Origin of the sequence: Streptomyces sp. NPDC007205 (assembly GCF_040634095.1) — a bacterium.
Classification (GTDB): domain Bacteria; phylum Actinomycetota; class Actinomycetes; order Streptomycetales; family Streptomycetaceae; genus Streptomyces.
Genome location: NZ_JBEYEW010000006.1, coordinates 156,878 through 175,355, shown reverse-complemented (window position 1 = coordinate 175,355; position 18,478 = coordinate 156,878). Strand labels below are relative to the sequence as shown.

The window sequence follows — 18,478 nt, the reverse complement described above, 5'->3', positions numbered from 1 at the left end:
CGGCAGCCGCCGGGGCACCCACCCTCCCGGTTCCTCGCGCAATTCCGCCTGGCGTGACGCCAGTTGCTCCGATAGCTTCCGGCGCACATGTGTCTCACAACAGTCACACAGGGGAGAGTGCGCATGCGCAAGGTGCTCAGATGGCTGCTGGCGCTCACGGTGTTCATAGGAACGCTGAGCGGCACAGCGGCCGGCGCGGCCACCGCCGCACGGTCCGAGCCCACCGACATCAAGGACCGGCTGCTGTCCATACCGGGCATGAGCCTGATCGAGGAGAAGCCGTACCCCGGCTACCGGTTCTTCGTCCTGAACTACACCCAGCCGATCGACCACCGGCATCCGGACCGCGGCACCTTCCAGCAGCGGATCACCGTGCTGCACAAGGACACCAGCCGCCCGACGGTCTTCTACACCAGCGGCTACAACGTCTCCACGACCCCCTCGCGCCGCGAGCCCACCCAGATCGTGGACGGCAACCAGGTCTCCCTGGAGTACCGCTTCTTCACTCCGTCCCGCCCCGATCCCGCCGACTGGTCCAAGCTGGACATCTGGCAGGCCGCCGGCGACCAGCACCGGGTCTATGAGGCGCTGAAGCCGGTCTACGGCGGCAACTGGCTCGCCACCGGCGGCTCCAAGGGCGGTATGACGGCGACGTACTACGAGCGGTTCTATCCGCGTGACATGGACGGCGTGGTGGCCTACGTCGCCCCCGACGACGTCGTCAACGACGAGGACTCCGCCTACGACCGCTTCTTCGCGCACGTCGGCACCAAGGAGTGCCGGGACCGGCTGGACGCCGTCCAGCGGGAGGCGCTGGTGCGCCGTGAGCCGCTGGAGCAGCGGTACGCGCGGTTCGCCGCCGACAAGGGCTACACCTTCGACACCATCGGCGGGCTGGACAAGGCGTACGAGGCGGTCGTCCTGGACTATGTGTGGGGCTTCTGGCAGTACAGCCTGCTGAAGGACTGCGACACCGTCCCGGCGGACGCGGCCAAGGCGGGCGACGAGCAGATCTGGAACTCGGTCGACACCATCTCCGGTTTCTCCGCCTACACCGACCAGGGCCTCGCGCAGTTCACGCCGTACTACTACCAGGCGGGCACCCAGCTCGGCGCGCCGACCATCCACTTCCCGTACATCGAGCGGAAGTTGATCCGCTACGGCTACCAGCCGCCGCGCAACCTCGTGCCCCGCTCCATCCCGATGCGCTTCCAGCCGCACGCGATGCGGGACGTGGACACATGGGTCCGGCACCACGCCGCGCACACGCTCTTCGTATACGGCCAGAACGACCCCTGGGGTGCGGAGCGGTTCCGGCTCGGCTCGGGTGCGCGCGACTCGTATGTCTTCACGGCGCCCGGCATGAACCACGGCGCGAACGTGGCGGGCCTGGTCCCGGATCAGAAGTCCCTGGCCACGGAGCGCGTCCTGCAGTGGGCCGGGGTCTCCTCCGCCGACGTGGCCCGGGCCAGGCCGTTGGCGAAGTTCGACGCCGAGCTGGACGGCCGGGATGCCGAGCGCGAGCCCATGTTGAGGCCGTAGGGGGCGGTCACACCCGTCTGGCGCAACCCACCGGCCTGGTCCCGCCCAGCTGGACGTACAACGCCGTCGACGCCGGGCAGTCCTCGCGGTCCGGCGCCGCCCTGGTGATCCGGTACTGGGGCCGGTGTCCGCCGGAGCCGTCGCAGGGCGTCTCGCGGACCTGGCCCTCGCCGGAGGTGTACACGCAGTCGCCGGGGATCGTGCGCGGGCCGCCCCCGCCGCCGGGGTCGCCGGGGTGCGGGGGCTCCAGGTCGCGCATGCAGGCGTAGCCCTGGGGGACGGTGCCGTCGCCGTCCTCGTCGCCGGGCGCGGCCTGGGCGCTGATGTGCAGCACGAAGTCGGTCGTCGCCGGGCACGAGGGGCCGTCGCTCGCCGCGCCGTCGTAGCGGGCGACGACCCTCGCCGCCGCCCGCTCGCTGGTGCAGGGCACCTCGGTGAAGCTGGTCGTGCCGAAGGAGCTGCACTCGCCGACCGCGAGGAACTCGGCGCCGTAGCCGCTGGTCGCGGCGGGGGTGGGGCGGGCGTCGCCGACGGGGGCGCCCGCCGGGCCCCGGCAGCCGGCCAGCAGGGCGGCCAGCAGCAGGCACGCGAGTCCTGAAGCACCCTTCCCAGGCATGGCACCCCCCTGACACCCCGGTCCAGCGTGGCCCCTGGCGGCGTGGCCACGCCAGCCATGCGGGCGGGTTTCCGCCCATTGGGTGTATTGCGCCCGGTGTGTGGCGTACGGCTAGTACGTCAGCCCGTGCCCGATCGGGTACAGCACCTGCGTGGGATCGTCGGCCCGTTGCACCGGCACCGGCAGCCTGCCGCGCGGCGCCACGCGTCCGGCGATCACGCGTGCGGCGGCGCGCACCTCGACGTCCGTCCAGCCGTAGGACGCCAGGCAGGCCTTCACGGCGGGGAGTTGGGCCACGTCGTAGGGGTTGCGGACGGCGAGGGCCACCAGGGGGCTGCCGGTGGCCAGCAGGTGGTCCACCAGCGTCTGCTGGGCACTGCCTGCCGTCACGTTGTACGTCGCCACGATCACCGCGTCCGCGTCCTGCGCGGCCGCGACCGCCTGGGCGATGGTCGCGGCGGAGGGCGAGGTGCCGGTGGACAGGGCCGTGGCGGTGAAGCCCAGCTCGGTGAGGGCGGCCGCCAGCACGGCGGTGGGCGGGCCGGTGGTGCCGGAGGGAGAGGCGGGGTCCGCGCCGACGACGAGGAGGCGGGGCTCGGTCCGGGGGGCGAAGGGGAGCGTGCGGTCCTCGTTGACCAGCAGGGTGGTGGTGCGCTCGGCGATCCGGTCGGCGGCGGCCAGGTGCGCCTTGGTGCCCACCGTGCGCTCGATGCGGGTCCGGTCGGGGTACGGGTCGTCGAGGAGGCCGAGCCGGGCCTTGAGGCGCAGGATGCGCAGGATCGATTCGTCCAGGCGGGACTCGGTCAGCTCGCCGTCGTGGACGGCCTTCAGTACGGCGTTCCAGGCCACGTCGAGGTACGGCGGGTTGAGCAACTGGTCGACGCCGGCCTTCAGCGCGAGCACCGGCACCCGGTCGTCGCCGTACTTGGTGCGGACGCCCTCCATGCCGAGGGAGTCGGTGATCACGACCCCGTCGTAGCCGAGTTCACCGCGCAGGATGCCGCTGAGGATCGGGCGGGACAGGGTGGCCGGGTCGCCGGAGTCGTCGAGGGCCGGGAACTGGATGTGCGCGGTCATGACGGAGTCGATGCCGGCGTCGATCGCGCTCCGGAACGGTACGGCGTCCAGCTTCTCCCACAGGTCCCGGCTGTGGGTGATGACCGGGAAGCCGGTGTGGCTGTCGACGGCGGTGTCGCCGTGGCCCGGGAAGTGCTTGGCGGTGGCCGCGACCCGGGACTCCTGATAGCCCCTCACCTCGGCGGCCACCAGCGCGGCAACCGCGTCCGGGTCGGCGCCGAACGACCGTACGCCGATGATGGGGTTGAGCGGGTTGACGTTGACGTCGGCGTCCGGGGAGTAGTCCTGGTTGATGCCCATCGCGCGCAGCTCGGCGCCGGAGATCCTGCCGAGGGTGTGCGCGTCGGAGCGGGAGCGGCCGGCCCCGATGGCCATCGCGCCGGGGAAGAGGGTGGCGGGCTTGCCGACCCGGCAGACCGCGCCGTGCTCCTGGTCGGTGGCGATGAGCACCGGCAGGCCGCGCGGCTGGTCCAGACAGGCCTGCTGGATGCCGGCGGAGAGGTCCGCGATCTGGTGCGGGTCACGGGTGTTGTGGGCCCAGGTGAAGTAGATGATCCCGCCGACGCGGTACTTCGCGATCAGCTCGGCGGCCGTGCGGACGCCGATCTCCTTGAGGTTGGCGTCGATGTCGGCCTGGTCGGGGGCGGTGGCGGAGTGGCCGTAGACCCGCATCACGAAGAGCTGGCCGACCTTCTCCTCCAGGGTCATCCGGGAGATCAGGGCGCGCAGCCGGCGGTCCTCGCCGGGTGCGGCGGCGCGGGCGGCCGTCGGTACGGTCAGCGCGGCGGTGAGGCCCGCGGTGGCGGTGAGGACGGCGCGTCTGGACGGCCGTGCGGTGTTTCCCGTGCTTCCCGTGGTGTCGCTTCCCGTGCTGGTGTCGGGCACGTGCGCTCCTTCCGGAGGAGAACCGCTGAAGGAAACTTCCGAGGAGTCACCAATATCCAGGAAGTTTCTTTCCGTCAAGGGAATGCACAGTAACCGCAGAAGGGGCCGTCACCGGCGCACGCGCAGGGGGGCGCGCCGTAGCCCGGACGGACCGCCTCGGTGGCACCTGCCCGGGGGGAGGGTGAGGCTGGGGCCGTCATGGCACCGAGCGAGGCTCGGCCCGGTCCGGGCGTCCGGCCCGCTGGAGGAGGTCGCATGCACGACCGGAAGCGCACGCCGATCTCCGAGCGGCTGCACCGCGCTCACGCCCTGGTGATACGGCGCGGCTCCGCCGGCCCGCCGAGCACCGAACACCGCATCGCCCTCGTGATGAACGGCGGCGTCAGTCTCGCCGTGTGGATGGGCGGCGTCACCCATGAACTGGACCTGCTCCGGCGGGCGTCCGGGCGGGACCCCGCGAGCAGTGTCCCGCCGGAGGAACGCGAGGTCTTCCGGATCTGGCGGGAGGTGGCGAGGAACGCCGGGGCCGAGGTGAAGGTCGACATCATCTCCGGCACGTCGGCGGGCGGCCTCAACGGTCTGCTGCTGGCCACGGCCATCGCCCGTGGATCCCGGCTCGTGAACCTCCGCGACCTGTGGCTCGAGGCCGCCTCGCTGGACAAGCTGTGCCGGACCGGGCGCCGGGCGCCCAGGAAGACCCTGCTCGACGGAAGCTGGTTCGAGAAGAAGGTGACGGAGGCCCTCGCCGGCCTGCTTCCGGGACGGCAGACGCTCTCGGAACGCGTCACTCTCTTCGTCACCGCCACCGCGCTGGACGGCCGTCACCGCGCCTACGAGGACAGTGCCGGCAATGCCTTCGGCGTGCGCGACCACCGCCGCATGTACCGGTTCCGCAGCGAGCGCGAGACGTTCGCCTATGCGGAGAAGGGGACCGCGTGGAAGGTCGTGAAGTCCGCCTTCGACGACTTCGCCGACACCAACGTCGAGGTCCTGGCCAGGGCGGCGCGCGCCACGGCGGGCTATCCGGTCGCCTTCCAGCCGGTCAGCGAACATCCCCTCCTCGACTACCGGGTCCACCCGGACAAACGGCTCGACGTCCCCGCGAGCTGTGTGATGGACGGTGGTGTCCTCGACAACGCGCCGTTCACCCCCGTGCTCGACGAGATCACCGAACGTCGCGGCGGCCCGGCCGAGCGTGTCCTCATGTTCGTGGTCCCCTCCGGCGGAGCACTGGCCGACGAGGCGGTCAAGAACCAGCGGTGCCCCGACACCGGCATCGTGACGGCGGCCTGGAGTGCGCTCAACTACCCCCAGGAGGTCGACTTCCGTTCGGGGATCGACGACGTGCGGCTCCGGCTGGAGCTCAGCGGCCCGAGATCCCAGGACGAACTGCTGGAGCGGCTTCTCGACCCCGGCCGGGGCCATGAGGAGGAGCGCGGCATGCGGGAGGCGGCACAGGCGCTGTACGCCGAGTACCGCAGGGGCCGGGTCATGGCCGTGCGGAAACGGCTCGCCGTCACCAATGCGCGGGTGACGTCACTGAGAACCGCCGAGGTTCCCGACGAGCGCACCCTGCGCGACATCCTCGCGGAGAACCTGCTGTGGCTGCCGCCCGCCGACGCGACGAGCCTCACCGAGCCCGGCCTCCACGAGTGGCGCTGGGGCCTCACCCCCGCGGAACGCCTGCTGCAGGGCCTGCTGTTCCAGCTCCATCGGCTGCTCGACGCGGCACGCGGGGCCGGGGAGCGGACGAAGGAGGACAGGGCCGCCGCCGCGATCCGCCTCGTCAACGACAGCCTGCTGAAGGTCATCGCCGTCAACGAGGCCGTACGCGAGAGGACGCGATGGGACGGGTGCCCGCCGGGCCCCTGGGAGGAGGCGCAGCGGCTCGACAAGGTGTACACGGATCTCTCGGTCCCGGCACAGACCGGGAGGCTGGTGCGGGAGGCCGCGGGCTGCTTCCTGGAGACGGCGCACGCCGAGGGCCGTTACGGGCGATGGGAGCGGCCGGAGGACGTGGTGGCCGCCATGCTGGCGGTGGAGGTCCTCACCCAGGCCTTCGCCCCTCCCGCGCGGGCCATGGAGAAACTCTCCCCCGCGTTCCGGTTCCTGCGGCTCGGCCCGGACGACATGGGTCCCCTGTTCGACGAGGACTGGTCGGCGGACCTGGGCGGCAGGAAGCTGTACGGGCTGCGCTGCTACCACTTCGCCGCGTTCATGAGCAGGAAATGGCGCCATTACGACTTCACCTGGGGCCGCCTCGACGCCGCGCATCACCTGCTCGGCCTCCTGGGCGGGCAGCCGGACGGCGGTGAGACCGAACGACGGCTCCAGGAGGCGATCCTGCGGGCGGAGACCCCGCCCGGGAAGGGTGATCCCGTCGAGTACATGAGGGCTCGCCTGAGGGAGCTCGTGAACATGACCGACGACGAGATCCTGGTGCACGGCCTGCCCGCCAGGACGGTGCGTAACCTGCTGCGCCCGCTGGGCCGCTGGCGGCTCCCAGGCAAGGTGCTGGCCCGGGGATACCTGTGGCACGTGAGAAGGCGGTGCCGCCACCGCTGAGACGGGCCCGCGCACCCCGGGCCCCGGCTACGACGACCCCGGCGGGCCGGCCGTCAGCACAGGATCCAGCCCGAGTCGACCGATCCGCTCGATCCCACCGAGCCCTTGACCCACACGCAGCGGTGGCCGGCGTGGACCGTCACCGGGCCCGCGAGCTGCTGGTAGCGCCCCTTGTCGACGACCGGGCGGCCGCCACGGACCTGGACGCTGACGGACATCGTCCGGGCAGGGCCGGAGTGCCGGGCGACGGTGACGGCACAGATGTAGCCGTCGCGCCGGTAGACGTGTGTGACCCCGCTGCTGAACTGCCGCGTCCACACCTCGCTCCCGGCGCAGCCACTGACCGTGCCCGCCTCGGCGGTACCGGATGCCACGAAACCGAGCACTCCGGCCGCGGCCAGCACTGCCGCGCCGAGCGCCAGACGCCGGCGTATCCCACCACTGTCCACTGTCGTCCTCCCCGCATGCGGTCGTGCACCCCCGAATGCCGTACTGATGTACGGACGCACGACGTATGTCGGATGGTTGCACGACCGTCAGCACCACGCGTCGACAGGGTCCCGGGAATGTCCTCAGCGGGACGCGGTGACCGGCTCCTCCGGTTCGGGGCGGCCGACGAAGGTGCGCCACAGTGCGGCGTACCGGCCGTTGCGGGCGAGGAGTTCGTCGTGGGTGCCGTCCTCCACGACCCGGCCGTGGTCCATCACCACCACCCGGTCCGCGCGGGCCGCCGTGGTCAGGCGGTGGGCGACCACCAGCGTCGTACGGCGGCCGGCCAGGCGGTCGGTGGCCTGGCTGACCTGGGCCTCGGTGGCCAGGTCCAGGGCAGCCGTGGCCTCGTCCAGCAGCAGGACGTCGGGGTCGACCAGTTCGGCGCGGGCGAGCGCGATCAGCTGGCGCTGGCCGGCCGAGAGGTTGCGGCCGCGCTCGGCGACCTCGTGCAGATAGCCGCCGTCCAGCGTGGCGATCATGTCGTGCGCGCCGACCGCCCGCGCCGCCGCCTCCACCTCGGCGTCGGTGGCGTCGGGACGGCCGTAGGCGATGGCGTCCCTGATCGTGCCCGGGAAGAGGTAGGCCTCCTGCGGGACGACCCCGAGGCGGTGCCGGTACGAGGTCAGGTCCAGGGCGCGCAGATCCGTGCCGTCGACCGTGACCCGCCCCGCGGTGGGGTCGTAGAAGCGCGCGACCAGCTTGACGAGGGTCGACTTGCCGGCGCCGGTCTCGCCGACGAAGGCCACCGTCTGGCCGGCGGGGATCGTCAGGTCTATGCCGGTCAGCGCCTCTTCCTCGCCCCCGTAGGCGAAGTGCACGTCCTCGAAGGCGATGTCACCGCGCAGGGACAGCACCTCCAGGGGCTCGACCGCCGGCTTCGTCGACGTCGGCTCGCGCAGCAGCTCCTGGATGCGGCCCAGGGACACCGTGGCCTGCTGGTAGCCGTCGAAGACCTGGGAGAGCTGCTGGACCGGGGCGAAGAACAGGTCGATGTAGAGCAGGTACGCGACCAGGGCGCCGGTCGTCAGCGTGGCCGCCTCGATGCGGTGCGCGCCGGCGATCAGCACGCTCGCCGCCGCCACCGAGGACAGCAGCTGGACGAACGGGAAGTAGACGGATATCAGCCACTGGCCGCGGACGCGGGCGCGCCGGTAGCTGTCGCTGCGCTCGGTGAACCGCCGCCCGCCGTCCCGTTCGCGCCGGAAGGCCTGCACGATCCGCAGCCCGGCGACCGACTCCTGCAGGTCGGCGTTGACCGACGAGACGCGTTCCCGGGCGAGTTCGTACGCCTTCACGCTGGCCCGGCGGAAGAAGAAGGTCGCGACGATCAGCGGGGGCAGCGTCGCGAAGACCACGAGGGCGAGCCGCAGGTCGAGGACCAGCAGGACGGCCATGATGCCGAAGAAGGTGACGACCGAGACGAACGCCGTGACCAGCCCGGTCTGCAGGAAGGTCGACAGGGCGTCGACGTCCGTCGTCATCCGTGTCATGATCCGGCCGGTCAGCTCGCGCTCGTAGTAGTCGAGCCCCAGCCGCTGCAGCTGCGCGAAGATCTTCAGCCGCAGCGTGTACAGCACCCGCTCGCCGGTACGGCCGGTCATCCGGGTCTCGCCGATCTGCGCGGTCCACTGCACCGCCACGGTCAGCAGCGCGAGCAGCGAGGCCGCCCAGACCGCGCCGAGCGCCATCTTGCTGACGCCCGAGTCGATGCCGTGCCGGATCAGCACCGGCAGCAGCAGGCCCGCGCCCGCGTCCACGGCGACCAGCAGCAGGCTGACCAGGAGGGGCGCGCCGAAGCCGTGCAGCAGGCGGCGCAGGCCGTAGGAGTCCTCGCGGCGCACCGCCTGGGCCTCGTCGACGTCCGGGGTGTCGGTGGCCGGCGGCAGCGCCTCCACCTGGGCGAGGAGTTCCGGGGTGGCGGGGGTGCCGCTGAGCGCCTGGTCCTTGGGTGTGCGGTCACCGGTCCACAGCCTGGGGGTCACGCCCCGCTCGGCGTCGAACTCGGCGTCCAGCTCCTCGCGGACGGAGGTGTCCTCGCGTGGCAGGGCGGGCTCGGCGTGGCCCGGGGAGACCCCGCCCAGCTCGTCCGGGTCGGTGAGCAGCCGCCGGTACAGCGCGGACCGCTGCTGGAGTTCCTCGTGGGTGCCGAGGTCGGCGAGCCGGCCGCCGTCGAGTACGGCGATGCGGTCGGCGAGGTTGAGGGTGGAGCGGCGGTGCGCGATGAGCAGGGTCGTACGGCCCGCCATGACGTGCTTCAGCGCCTCGTGGATCTCGTGCTCGACACGGGCGTCCACGGCCGAGGTGGCGTCGTCCAGGACGAGCAGGCGCGGGTCGGTGAGCAGGGCGCGGGCGAGCGCGATGCGCTGGCGCTGGCCGCCGGAGAGGGTCAGGCCCTGCTCGCCGACCTTGGTGTCGTAGCCCTCGGGAAGCTCGGCGATGAAACGGTCCGCCTGGGCGGCGCGGGCGGCGGCCTCGATCTCCTCCCGGGTGGCGTCCGGGCGGCCGTAGGCGATGTTGGCGCGGACGGTGTCCGAGAAGAGGAAGGAGTCCTCCGGCACCAGCCCGATCGCGGCCCGCAGGGAGTCCAGGGTCAGCTCGCGGACGTCGTGGCCGCCGATCAGGACGGCGCCGTGGGTGACGTCGTAGAAGCGCGGGAGCAGCAGGGAGAGGGTGGACTTGCCGGAGCCGGAGGAGCCGACGACGGCCAGGGTCTCGCCCGGCCGGATCTCGAAGCTCAGCCCGTCCAGGACCTTGGACCCGTCGTCGTACCCGAAGGCCACGTCGTCGAACTCGACGGCCGCCGGCGCGTCGGCGGGCAGCGTCTTCGTGCCGTCCCGCATCGTCGGCTCGGTGTCGATCAGCTCCAGGACGCGCTCGGTGCCGGCCCGGGCCTGCTGGCCGACGGTGAGGACCACCGCGAGCATGCGCACCGGGCCGACCAGCTGGGCGAGATAGCTGGAGAAGGCGACGAACGTGCCGAGCGTGATGTGCCCGCGTACGGCCAGCCAGCCGCCGAGGGCCAGCATGGCGACCTGGCCGAGGGCGGGGACGGCCTGCAGGGCGGGGGTGTACCTGCTGTTCAGCCGGATGGTGCGCAGGCGGCCCGCGAAGAGGCGGCGGCCGACCTCCCGGAGCTTCCCGGTCTCCTGCTCCTCCTGCCCGAAGCCCTTCACCACGCGTACGCCGCTGACGGCGCCGTCGACCACGCCCGCGACGGCGGCGGCCTGGGCCTGGGCGTACCAGGTGGCGGGGTGGAGCCTGCTGCGGCTGCGCTTGGCGATCCCGTACAGGGCCGGTGCCACGGCGAGGGCGACCAGGGTCAGCGGCAGCGACAGCCACGCCATGATCACCAGGGAGATCAGGAAGAGCAGGACGTTCCCGAGCGTCATCGGGAGCATGAAGAGCAGGCCCTGGATCAGCTGCAGGTCGCTGGTGGCCCGGCCGACCACCTGTCCCGTGGACAGCTCGTCCTGGCGGCGGCCGTCGAGGCGGGTGATCGTGCCGTACATCTCGGTCCGCAGGTCGTGCTGGACGTCGAGGGCGAGCCGGCCGCCGTAGTAGCGGCGGATGTAGGCGAGGACGTAGACGAGCAGGGCGGCGGCTATGAGGGCGCCGGCCCAGGGGCCCATCGAGCGGGTGTGGTTCCCGATGACGTCATCGATGATCACCTTGGTGATCAGCGGGACCATGGCCATGACCGCCATACCGGCGAGGGACGAGCCGAGGGCGAGGACGACGTCCCTCGGATACCGCCAGGCGTATGCCGCCAGACGTCGTGCCCATCCCCGTTGCGCTGTCACGCCGGTGCCTTCCTGTCGACCTGCTCTACCGGAAGGCACCAACGTCAGCGGATGCGGATTTCATCCCTCCGCAACAAAGGGCACGCGTACACGCAGGTAGTAGAAGCGGGTCGTCTGGGCCGCGTTCTGGTTGTCGTCGCTCACCAGCAGCACCTTCAGGCGACCGGAGTGATCACGTCCGGTGATCGTCATGCCCTCGATGTTGTCCAGCAGCGGGTTCGGCTGGGGCTGCCTGGCCGTGGCGCCGAGGCTCGGGCAAGCGGCGATGTCGGCCAGGAGGGTCTTCCTGATCAGGTGGACGTCCGGCCGGCCGGTCAGGTGCTCGACACCGCTGGTGTCGGTCGCGTGGCGCAGGTCGGCCAGGTAGAGGCGGACGGTGTTGCCGACGCCGGCGGTGAAGCCGCGCTCCAGGACGAGGAGGCGGCCGTCGGGGGTGGCCTGGACCTCGGGGACGCCGAGGCCGGCGTCGGTGCGGTAGGCGTACTGGGCGGCGAGGCGGAAACGGCCGTGGTGGCGGGTCCAGGTCTGGAAGCGGACGATCCCGGCGGCGTCGCCCGAGATCGCGTCCTCCATGGAGGCCAGCAGGGTGTGGCCGCCGGGCAGCAGGGTCAGGCCCTCGAAGGTCTGGTTGGGGGTGGCACGGCCGGCCGGGGCGACGAGGAGGGAGGAGGGGACCGGGAGCCGGTCCAGGATCCTGCCGTCGACGGAGTACCGCCGGACGGACGGCTCCGTCTCGGAGGTGATCAGCCGGGTGCCGTCCCCGTCGACGGCCAGGCCCTCGGAGTCGAGGTCGGCGCCCTTCTCGTCGGCGAGGTGGACGGCCGCCTTCGGCTGAAGGGTCGTCGGGTCCAGGCCGAACAGGGACGAGCGGTCCTCCAGGGCCGCGAGCGATCCGTCCCGGTCCACCGCGAGGGCGGAGAAGTTGCCGACGAAGGTGCCGTCGTACGTCGTCTTGTCGAGCGCGTCGGAGAAGTGGTCGATGGAGACGGCCGGTGAACAGGCATGCCCGCTCGCGGAGTTGGCGGCGGTCGCGGGCCCGGCGGCGGTCAGGGAGGTGGCCGCCGCCAGGCCGGCGGTGAGGGTGGCGAGTACGGTTCTCAGGCGCATGCCGGTCACCGTAGGGCGGACGGGTGTCCTGCGGGACTCCGCCCCGTGAACCACCTCGTGCGGCGTCAGCCCTGCGGCGGCACCGCGACGAACGCCTCGCTGGGCCTGCTGGTCGGGGTGTAGACGGCCGTGCCGGACGTGGTCGGCACCAGGTCCCTGTGAATGGCCTTGGCGACGTTCTGGATGGTGGTGACGCCGTAGTCCATGGTGCTGTCGTCCTGCGTGAGCACCGAGATCATGTAGTCGTGGCCGGCGCCGTTGAAGGTGCCGAGGCTGTGCACCCGCCAGCCGTGCGTCGCGCGCTGCAGCCAGCCGTTCTTGACGTGCACGGAGACCGTGGACGGCGCGCCGGCCGGGGTGCCCCAGCGCTGGTCGGAGACGACCTGGCTCATCAGCTTCAGGATGTAGGCGCGGGCGTTGTCGCTCAGCACGCTGTTCCTGGCGGTGATGAGCCCCAGCAGCTTCTGCTCGTCGGTGACGTTCTCCTGGGTCAGGCCCCAGTAGCCGTCCGCGCCCGGCACGGTCCTGGTCATCCCGGCGGCGGCCAGGAAGCCCTTGATCTTCGTCACGCCCAGCTGCTTCCACAGCGCGGTCGTCGCGTCGTTGTCCGACTGGGTGATCATGGCCTTGGCGAGCGAGGTCTCACGGTCGGTCAGGTACCGGTTGTGCTTCTTGGCGTCCCACAGCAGCGTGGCGAGCACGGTGACCTTGACGGTGCTGGCCGAGTCGTAGGAGCTGGTGGCGCGCAGGGTGCAGGTGGTGCTGGTGCTGCGGTCGTACAGGCCGATGGCGACCGTGCCCTTGCGGTTCGCGAGGGCGGCCGTGATGTCCTTCTGCAGCTTGGCGGCGAGGCCCGCCTTGGCGGACGTACAGCTGACGGTGGGCGTGGTCGCGGCGGCCGGGGTGGCGGCGGCCACGGTGGGTATGAGCACGCCCGCGCCGAGGAATGCCGTCAGCACTCTGGCGCGTCGGGTCATGCGGTGGGTCATGGAAGGTCCCCCTGGGAACGTCGTGTGGGCGCGATACCGGCGCCTGTGGGGTGGACTCACCGGGGCGGCCGGAAGTTGTACGCATGTTCCCAGGGCGCAAGTTCCACGTGTCCGGCGGGGGCCGATGATTGGTTCCGTCCGGAACCGGGGTGGGCAATACCGGTAATACCGCAACTACTTCCGTCACTACGACCCCGAAGCCGCCCGGTATCTCACCCCCGACCCCTTCGGACTCGCGCCCTGCCCTCCGCAACAACAAGTTGTCCAGACCCCGGAGGTCGTCGCTCTTGGGGCACGTGCGTGGGGCCGAGGTCGACCATGAGCCCGTGGACGCGGCCGGCGGTCGGGACGGGCGTCGAGGCTGCGGGGCATCTCCGGGCGGCGGACGAGGGAACGCCGTCTTCAGGCCGGGCGCGGGATGTACGCCAGCCCGTGTGCTCCCGGTACGCCGCGCTTGGCGATGTCGAGCCGGGTCAGGGTGCTCAGGGTATCCAGGTCGATCACATGGACGGTGGAGGAGACGACGCAGGCCACATAGGCGAGCCGGCCGTCAGGGGAGGATCGGACGGTCAACGGCATCACTCCGACCTCCAGTTCACCGAGGCGCTCGTGGGTGGCGGCCGAGAACACGGTGAGGCGCCCCGGCATCTGGCGGCCGGTGCCGGAGTCAGGGCCGGAGTCAGGGGCGGGCTGTGTGCGTACCTCGCCGGTGAGCAGTTTGCCCGTCGAGGTCAGGTGCACCGGCATGACGACGTGCTCCGTCGGCAGGGTGGCGGTCACGGACAGCGTGCCGGTGTCGACCACCCGGATGCCGGGGGTCTGTCCCTCGGCGGCACCGGCGTACGGGGCGGCGACGAAGACGTGCGCCCCGTCGGCGGAGACGGCGAGCCCTTCGCTGCCCGGCACCTCCACCTTCCCCGTGAGTACGCCGCGTTCGAGGTCGACCACCGACACGAACGGTGCCTCCTTGTTGGCCGCGTAGCCCGTCCGCCCCGTCGGATCGACGGCGAACCAGTGGGGTCCGGGCGCGCCGGTGTCGATCCTGCCCAGGGGCCGGCGGGTGGCGGTGTCGATCACCACGACGCCGCCGGGCCGGTCCGCCCCGCCCTCCACACTGACGTAGAGACGGCCGCGTGCCGCGTCCAGGGCCAGCCCGTGCGGGGCGTGTTCGGGAGCGAGGTCGACGACCTCCACGATCCGGCGGGTGCCGGGGTCGATGGCGGTCAGCTCGGTGCTGCGGCCGGTGTTGGCGTGGTAGTAGCCCGAGCGGTACGTGCTGCTGCACCACAGCAGCCGCTGCGCCGGGTCGAAGCACAACTCATGGGGCTCGGCCGGGACTTCGGTCGTACCGAGGTGCCGGTCGCAGGAGGCGTCGTAGAACGCGACCGCCGGGCCGCTCTGGCTGACCACGGCCAGCACATCGCCTTCTCGACCGGCACGGGGTGACTGCTGATGCACAGGTGACTCCTCGTCACTGGGCTCATCCGGTTTTCGTGGACACTCCCACCCTCCGCACCAGGGAGTTCCGCGGCAATGCAAAGATCGGCACGCAATCATTGCCTCAGACGTAAGAACACAGCTCAGGAGCGTCCATGGATCTCAATCTGCTGCGCGCCCTGGACGCCCTGCTCCAGGAGAACAGCGTGACCCGTGCCGCCGAGCGGCTCGGTACCTCACCCGCGGCGGTCAGCCGTACGCTGGCCCGGCTCCGCCGTGCCGTCGGTGATCCGCTGCTGGTCCGTGCGGGCCAGCGGATGGTGCCGACGCCGCGGGCGCTGGAACTCCGCGAGGAGGTGGCCGTGTTGCTGCGCGGCTGCGACGACGTCCTTCGGCCGGGGGCCGGTTTCGAACCGGTGCATCTGCGGCGCACGTTCACGGTGCAGGCCACCGACCTGCTGCTGACGGGGCTGGCGGGGACCCTGACCGACCGGGTCCACGCGGAGGCCCCGCACGTGGACGTGGTCTTCCTGCCGGAGGCGGTGGAGGGCGGCCCCGCGCTGCGGCAGGGGCTGGTCGACGTCGAACTGGGCGTCCTCGACCATCTGGATCCCGAGATCCACACCCGCCAGCTCAGGCGCGCGCACCTGGTCGGTGTCGCCCGCAGCGGTCATCCCCTCTTCCACGGGCGGATAGACGCCCGCCGTTTCGCCGCGGCCGGCCACATCGGCGTCTCCCGGCTGGGCAAGCGCACCGGGCCGATCGACCGGGCGCTCGCGGACCTCGGACTGCGGCGCCGGACCGCGGTGGTCGTGCCCGGTTACACGGCCGCGCTGATGCTGGCCCGGGACACCGACCTCGTCGCCCTCACCCTGCCCGACTGGCTCCCCGGCACCATCGCCGCGCTGGGCCTGCGCACCTTCCCGGTCCCCCTCGACCTGGCACCCCTGGACCTCGGGATGGCCTGGCACCCCCGCAACGCGGCCGACCCGGGCCACCGCTGGTTCCGCGACCATCTGGCGGCCGCGGTCCTGGCACCGGACGGGAACGCCTGAGGAACGCCGAACGTCCGCGGATGTGTCGCTACCCTGCGTACCGAAGCAGCGCCGTTCGCGGTCGCGTACGAGGCAGGCGCGTACGTGGTCCAGGTCGGACCGGGAGGCGGCGGCCATCGGGCTCCGTGCCCCGGCACCCTCACATGCACCAATTCGTGCACGATGACGTAGTCGACCAGGTGCATGGGCAGTTGGAAGAGCGACCGCAAGGAGTGATCAGCTCGTGCCCAGATGCGTAGGCGCGAACATCCGCAGCACCGCCGGGAGCACGACCACCGACGGGCCCGGTGCCGCCAGCGCCTTCGCCAGGTCCTCCTGCAGGGTCTCCGGGGTCGTACGGACCGCGGGGACGCCGAAGGACTCCGCCAGGGCCGCGTAGTCCGGGCGGGACAGCTCCGTCGCCGTCGCCTGGCCGAAGGTGTCCGTCATGTACTCGCGGAGGATGCCGTAGCCGCCGTCGTCGACGATGAGCCAGGTGACGGGCAGGTCGTACTGGCGGGCCGTGGCCAGCTCGGCGATCGAGTAGAGGGCTCCGCCGTCGCCGGAGACGGCCAGTACCGGGCGGCTCGGGTCGGCCGCCGCCGCGCCCAGGGCCGCCGGGAAGCCGTAGCCGAGGCCGCCGGCGCCCTGGGCGGAGTGCATGTGGTTGGAGCCCTGCGGGTCGAAGGCGGACCAGGCCCAGTAGGCCAGGATCGTCATGTCCCAGAAGGACGGGGAGTGGGCGGGGAGGGCCCTGCGCACCGAGGCCAACACGTGCTGTTCCAGGGTGAGTTCCTGGGAGGAGATGCGGTCGGCGACCTTACCGAGGAGGGTCCGTACGCGCTCCGGGGCCTCGGCGTCCACCCGCTCGGGCACCGTCTCCAGCAGCGCCTGCAGGGCCAGGCGGGCGTCCGCATGGATGCCGAGGGCCGGGTGGTTGGACTCCAGTTTGCCGAGGTCCGCCTCGATCTGGATCACTCGGCCACGCGGCTTGAACGTGTGGTAGTTGGAGGAGAGTTCGCCGAGGCCCGAGCCGACCACCAGGAGTACGTCCGCGTCCTCCAGGAAGTCCGTGGTGTGGCGGTCCTCCAGCCAGGACTGGAGGGACAGCGGGTGGTGCCACGGGAACGCGCCCTTGCCGCCGAAGGTCGTCACGACGGGGGCCTGGAGTTTCTCGGCCAGCTGGAGCAGCTTGCCCGATGCGTCGGAGCGTACGACCCCGCCGCCCGCGATGATCGCCGGGCGGGCGGCCCGCGACAGCAGGTCCGCGGCGACTGCCGTGAGTTCGGGGCGCGGCACCAGGTCCTCCGGGGTCGCGTCCGGTGCCGTCACCACCGGCAGCGCGGTCGGAGCCAGCAGCACGTCCTGCGGGATCTCCACCCACACCGGGCCGTGCGGTGCCGTCAGCGCCGACTTCCAGGCCGCCGCGATGGCGGACGGGATCTGTGACTGGGTGCGGACCGTGTGGACGGACTTCACCACGCCCCGGAACGAGGCGGCCTGGTCCGGGAGTTCGTGGAGGTAGCCGTGGCGGCCGCCGCCCAGGCCCGCCGTCGGGATCTGGCTGCTGATCGCCAGTACGGGGGCGGAGGCGGAGGCGGCCTCCTGGAGCGCCGCGAGGGACGTCAACGCGCCCGGCCCCGTCGAGAGCAGCAGCGGGGCCGCCTCTCCCGTGATCCTGCCGTACGCGTCCGCCGCGAAGCCCGCGTTGTTCTCCACCCGCAGGCCGACATACGTCAGCGAGGAGCGGCGCAGGGCGTCGAACATGCCGAGGGCGTGCTGGCCGGGCAGGCCGAAGACGGTGGTCGCGCCGAGCCCGGCCAGCGTTTCCACGACCAGGTCTCCGCCGTTCCGGCCCGGGGGCGGGTTCAGCGCGGTCGAGATCTGTGCCGCCGTCGGGCGGAGTACCAGGTCGTGGTCGTGGGTCACTTCGCTTCCGCGTCCTTCCGGGCCGCCGCGATCTGGCGGCTCATGATGGTGGTCAGTTCGTAGGCCGTGTGGGAGGCCGCCACCGAGGTGATCTCCGCGTGGTCGTACGCGGGAGCGACCTCGACGACGTCCGCCGACACCAGGTTGCAGGACGCCAGACCGCGCAGGATCTCCAGCAGCTCGCGGGAGGTCATGCCGCCCGCCTCCGGGGTGCCGGTGCCGGGCGCGTGCGCCGGGTCGAGGCAGTCGATGTCGATCGAGATGTACAGCGGGCGGTCGCCGATGCGCTGGCGCAGCTGGTCGGCGACCTCGTCGGCGCCCCGGCGGTAGATGTCCGCCGAGGTGACGATGCCGAAGCCCATCTTCTCGTCGTCGGTGAGGTCCTGCTTGCCGTACAGGGGGCCGCGGGTGCCGACGTGGGAGAGCGCGGAGGTGTCGAGGATGCCCTCCTCGACCGCGCGGCGGAACGGGGTGCCGTGCGTGTACTCGGCGCCGAAGTAGGTGTCCCAGGTGTCCAGGTGGGCGTCGAAGTGGAGCAGGGCGACGGGGCCGTGCTTCTTCGCCACCGAGCGCAGCAGGGGCAGGACGATGGTGTGGTCGCCGCCGAGGGTCATCAGGCGGGCGCCAGTGCCGAGGAGGTCGTCCGCAGCCGCCTCGATGGTCTCCACGGCCTCGTTGATGTTGAACGGGTTCACGGCGATGTCGCCGCCGTCCGCCACCTGGGCCAGGGCGAAGGGAGAGGCGTCCTGCGCGGGGTTGTACGGGCGCAGCAGCCGGGACGCCTCGCGGATGGCGTTGCCGCCGAAGCGGGCGCCCGGCCGGTACGAGACGCCGGAGTCGAACGGCACGCCCACGACGGCGACGTCGGCGGTGCCGACCTCGTCGAGGCGGGGCAGCCTGGCGAAGGTCGCGGGGCCGGCGTACCGCGGGATGCGGGAGGAGTCGACGGGGCCGCGGGGCGTCTCGTTGCTGCTCATAATGAAATGCCTTCTTTCCTGCGCTTCG

12 protein-coding genes are annotated in these 18,478 nt (G+C 71.9%); 3 read left to right on the top strand and 9 right to left on the bottom strand.

Annotation, left to right across the window (positions count from 1 at the left end):
* Window positions 1-123: 123 nt before the first annotated feature.
* On the top strand, window positions 124-1,542 hold the full coding sequence (locus ABZ624_RS13390) for an aminopeptidase (protein ID WP_360086520.1): 1,419 nt from the start codon (window positions 124-126) through the stop codon (window positions 1,540-1,542).
* A 7-nt stretch (window positions 1,543-1,549) separates the two neighbouring features.
* Here ABZ624_RS13390 and ABZ624_RS13385 read toward each other — a convergent pair whose 3' ends face one another.
* On the bottom strand, window positions 1,550-2,158 hold the full coding sequence (locus ABZ624_RS13385; RefSeq protein WP_360086517.1) for a hypothetical protein: 609 nt from the start codon (window positions 2,156-2,158) through the stop codon (window positions 1,550-1,552).
* Between the two features lie 111 nt (window positions 2,159-2,269).
* Window positions 2,270-4,120 (bottom strand): glycoside hydrolase family 3 protein, encoded by a 1,851-nt coding sequence (locus ABZ624_RS13380; RefSeq protein ID WP_360086515.1) that lies wholly within the window; start codon window positions 4,118-4,120, stop codon window positions 2,270-2,272.
* A 255-nt stretch (window positions 4,121-4,375) separates the two neighbouring features.
* Between ABZ624_RS13380 and ABZ624_RS13375 the strand changes: the two genes are divergently transcribed.
* The gene (locus tag ABZ624_RS13375; RefSeq protein WP_360086513.1) at window positions 4,376-6,685 is read left to right on the top strand and encodes a DUF3376 domain-containing protein; all 2,310 of its coding nucleotides are present in this window, start codon (window positions 4,376-4,378) and stop codon (window positions 6,683-6,685) included.
* A gap of 53 nt (window positions 6,686-6,738) precedes the next feature.
* Here the strand turns inward: ABZ624_RS13375 and ABZ624_RS13370 are convergent, their stop codons facing one another.
* From ABZ624_RS13370 to ABZ624_RS13350, 5 genes are all read right to left on the bottom strand, one after another.
* On the bottom strand, window positions 6,739-7,134 hold the full coding sequence (locus ABZ624_RS13370) for a hypothetical protein (protein WP_360086510.1): 396 nt from the start codon (window positions 7,132-7,134) through the stop codon (window positions 6,739-6,741).
* A 123-nt stretch (window positions 7,135-7,257) separates the two neighbouring features.
* A complete protein-coding gene (locus ABZ624_RS13365) occupies window positions 7,258-10,977 on the bottom strand; it encodes an ABC transporter ATP-binding protein (protein ID WP_360086507.1) in 3,720 nt (1,239 codons plus the stop codon).
* Window positions 10,978-11,037: 60 nt separating this feature from the next.
* On the bottom strand, window positions 11,038-12,084 hold the full coding sequence (locus ABZ624_RS13360; protein ID WP_360086504.1) for an esterase-like activity of phytase family protein: 1,047 nt from the start codon (window positions 12,082-12,084) through the stop codon (window positions 11,038-11,040).
* Between the two features lie 65 nt (window positions 12,085-12,149).
* On the bottom strand, window positions 12,150-13,073 hold the full coding sequence (locus ABZ624_RS13355) for a serine hydrolase (protein ID WP_360086501.1): 924 nt from the start codon (window positions 13,071-13,073) through the stop codon (window positions 12,150-12,152).
* 402 nt (window positions 13,074-13,475) lie between these two features.
* Window positions 13,476-14,531 (bottom strand): YncE family protein, encoded by a 1,056-nt coding sequence (locus tag ABZ624_RS13350; protein ID WP_360086498.1) that lies wholly within the window; start codon window positions 14,529-14,531, stop codon window positions 13,476-13,478.
* Between the two features lie 134 nt (window positions 14,532-14,665).
* Between ABZ624_RS13350 and ABZ624_RS13345 the strand changes: the two genes are divergently transcribed.
* Window positions 14,666-15,565: a LysR family transcriptional regulator gene (locus ABZ624_RS13345; protein ID WP_360086495.1), complete on the top strand. Its 900-nt coding sequence runs from the start codon at window positions 14,666-14,668 to the stop codon at window positions 15,563-15,565.
* 216 nt (window positions 15,566-15,781) lie between these two features.
* On the opposite strand, the gene ABZ624_RS13340 is transcribed toward ABZ624_RS13345, so the two are convergent.
* Together ABZ624_RS13340 and speB are read right to left on the bottom strand one after the other, a co-directional pair.
* Complete coding sequence (locus tag ABZ624_RS13340; protein ID WP_360086492.1) at window positions 15,782-17,473, bottom strand: thiamine pyrophosphate-binding protein; 1,692 nt, start codon at window positions 17,471-17,473, stop codon at window positions 15,782-15,784.
* A complete protein-coding gene (gene speB / locus ABZ624_RS13335) occupies window positions 17,470-18,450 on the bottom strand; it encodes an agmatinase (RefSeq protein WP_360086489.1) in 981 nt (326 codons plus the stop codon). Before speB ends, ABZ624_RS13340 begins: the two co-directional genes overlap by 4 nt.
* Between the last annotated feature and the right edge of the window lie 28 nt (window positions 18,451-18,478).